The 2,435-nt window shown below is 64.4% G+C and carries 3 protein-coding genes; all 3 read left to right on the forward strand.

Annotated features, from left to right (window positions below; genetic code table 11):
* Nucleotides 1-493 precede the first annotated feature (493 nt).
* Nucleotides 494-1,015 (forward strand): hypothetical protein, encoded by a 522-nt coding sequence (locus FJZ36_19005; GenBank protein ID MBM3216989.1) that lies wholly within the window; start codon nt 494-496, stop codon nt 1,013-1,015.
* Between the two features lie 102 nt (nt 1,016-1,117).
* Nucleotides 1,118-2,278: a galactokinase gene (locus tag FJZ36_19010; protein ID MBM3216990.1), complete on the forward strand. Its 1,161-nt coding sequence runs from the start codon at nt 1,118-1,120 to the stop codon at nt 2,276-2,278.
* Nucleotides 2,279-2,310: 32 nt separating this feature from the next.
* The coding region (locus tag FJZ36_19015; protein MBM3216991.1) for a gfo/Idh/MocA family oxidoreductase at nt 2,311-2,435 on the forward strand (125 nt) is incomplete at its 3' end.

Here is a 2,435-nt window from a genome sequence, read left to right on the forward strand (position 1 = left end):
TCGCCTTCGCCCTCGCATGCCAGCGCTTCGAAACGCCCGACAAGGTGGCGATCACCTTCCTGGAGCTCTACGTCTTCAAGGCGGATCAGCAAAGCGCCCTGGAACTCGCCGACGGCGACGCCGCCGCCAAACTGGAACGCGAGATATCCGACCTCGCCGCCGTTCGGTCCATGGGCGGTGATTTCGCCAGCGATCCGCGCCGACCCGCCCTCAAGCGCGAGCTCCTCAGCGCCGACAAGGACGCTGACGGCTCCACGCGCTACACCTACCGGATCGAGGTCCGACCCAAGGGCGGCGAAGCGTCCCACCGGGACATCACGATCCGCGTCGCCAAGCCCGGCGCGAAGTGGCGCGTCGTCGACTACGAGTTCCTCAAGGGCGACGGCGCGCTCTGATCGGTGCCCTGGCAGAAACAGGGCTTTCGCCATCGGCGCTGTCGGACGTTGTCATTCTGGGCCGCAGGCGAAGAATCTCATCACCTCGGGGTTCTGAGATGAGCTCGGGTTTTCCACAGCTACCTGGTGAGCCAATCATAAAGGCGATTGGCACATTCATTCCAATGGTCCTGGCAATCTGGAAGAAACGTGACTGGGCACGTTTCTTCGTGATGAAATGGCAGCGACGCAATCTCCTGTGCTCCAACGGTGAGTATGAGCTTGCGAAGTGCTTGGTCATCAAGTTCCGTGGAATGGACGTAGATGAGCGCCGGAAATACGTCGCTGGAGTGCGGGGTGCTACTGTCGTTTGGGATGTCCGGATAGAGCCAGAGCCAGGACAAGGTTACGCGTACGATCTGCACGGCGCTCAGGTAGATGGCAACGGCAATGATATCCACGACAACTCTGGCAACACGGTTAGTGGCGTGAACGTGCGACTCGCATGGCGAGGTCGAGATCGCAGCCTCGGAAGCGTGAAAGAACACAACATCGTACGTATACGCGGCTATGTCTGGGACATTGGCGCTTCAGTTACGCTGAGGGACAGCGTGATTGAGAAAGTGGTCGCAGACCACTGATCGTACTGCCCATGGACACTCAGCGCTGACATTCTTTGGGATGGCCTCGCTGGCAACATCGCCGCCTTCGCGACTCAACCAGAAGTCCTGGGAAAGGCACCCATGGAACCGGTGGCACTGACCCCGCTGTTTCGAGACTGCTTCGGCGCGAACCCCGACTTCCACAGCGTTGCGCCCGGGCGCGTCAACCTCATCGGCGAGCATACCGACTACAACGCCGGGTTCGTCCTGCCCGTCGCCATCGACCGGAGCATCGTCTACGCCGTCCGTGCGCGGGATGACCGGAACGTCGAGATCGTCTCGCGGGAGTTCGGCGGCGTGTCGCGGTTCTCGCTGGACGCCATCGACCACGACGCCGACCAGTCCTGGGCGGACTACGTGCGCGGCGTCGCGTGGGTCCTGAGCGAGGAGGGCTTCCCGCTGCGCGGCTTCGATGCCGTCGTGGGCGGCGATGTGCCGGTCGGAGCCGGGCTCAGCTCATCCGCCGCGATGGAGGTCGGCGCGGCGATGGCGTTCGCGCGGGTGTCCGAGTTGGACATCGAACCGACGCGCCTGGCGCTCCTGTGCCAGAAGGCGGAGAACCGGTTCGTCGGCGTCAACTGCGGGATCATGGATCAGTTCATCTCGCGGTTGGGAAAGCGGGATCACGCGCTCTTTCTCGACTGCCGCGACCTTCGCTACGAGCACGTCCCGCTGCCGCTGGCAGACGCTCGGTTGGTCATCACGAACACGAACGTGAAGCGTTCGCTCGTCACGTCCGAGTACAACGCCCGCCGCGCCGAATGCGAGCGAGGCGTCGAGCTGATGCGCGCTTTCGTGCCGGGCGCCCAAGCCCTGCGCGACATCCCCGCCGACGTGTTCGCCCTCCACCGCGACGAACTGCCGGAGCTCACCGCTCAGCGATGCGGCTACGTCATCGAGGAGACCGCGCGCGTCGAAGCCGCCGTCGCCGCGTTCCGGAGCGGCAATCTGGACGAGGTCGGGCGGCTGATGCTCGCGTCGCACGAGGGCTTGCGCGACGGCTACGAGGTGAGCTGCCCGGAACTGGATGCGCTCGTCGAGCTCGCAATGGACGTTCCGGGGGTCTACGGCGCGCGGATGACGGGAGCGGGATTCGGAGGGTGCACGGTCGCGCTGCTGCGGGAATCCGCCGTGGAGCCGCTTCGGCTGGAGATTGCGGAGACGTACCCCGCGCGGACGGGCTTGACGCCGGACTGTTACGTCTGCCAGGTGGACGACGGAGCGCGGATCGTCACCGCATAGAGCACTCGCCACTCCACGCAGGGAGATGAATCATGGGCATCGGAGTCGGCATCGTCGGATTGGGCATGTTCGGCGCGTCGTGGATTCACCACTACAAGATCCATCCGGACGTCGAACGTCTGGCGCTCTGCGACCTGCGCGCGGACGTCCTCGCCGC

The sequence above is a fragment of the Candidatus Poribacteria bacterium genome (genome assembly GCA_016866785.1).
GTDB lineage: Bacteria > Poribacteria > WGA-4E.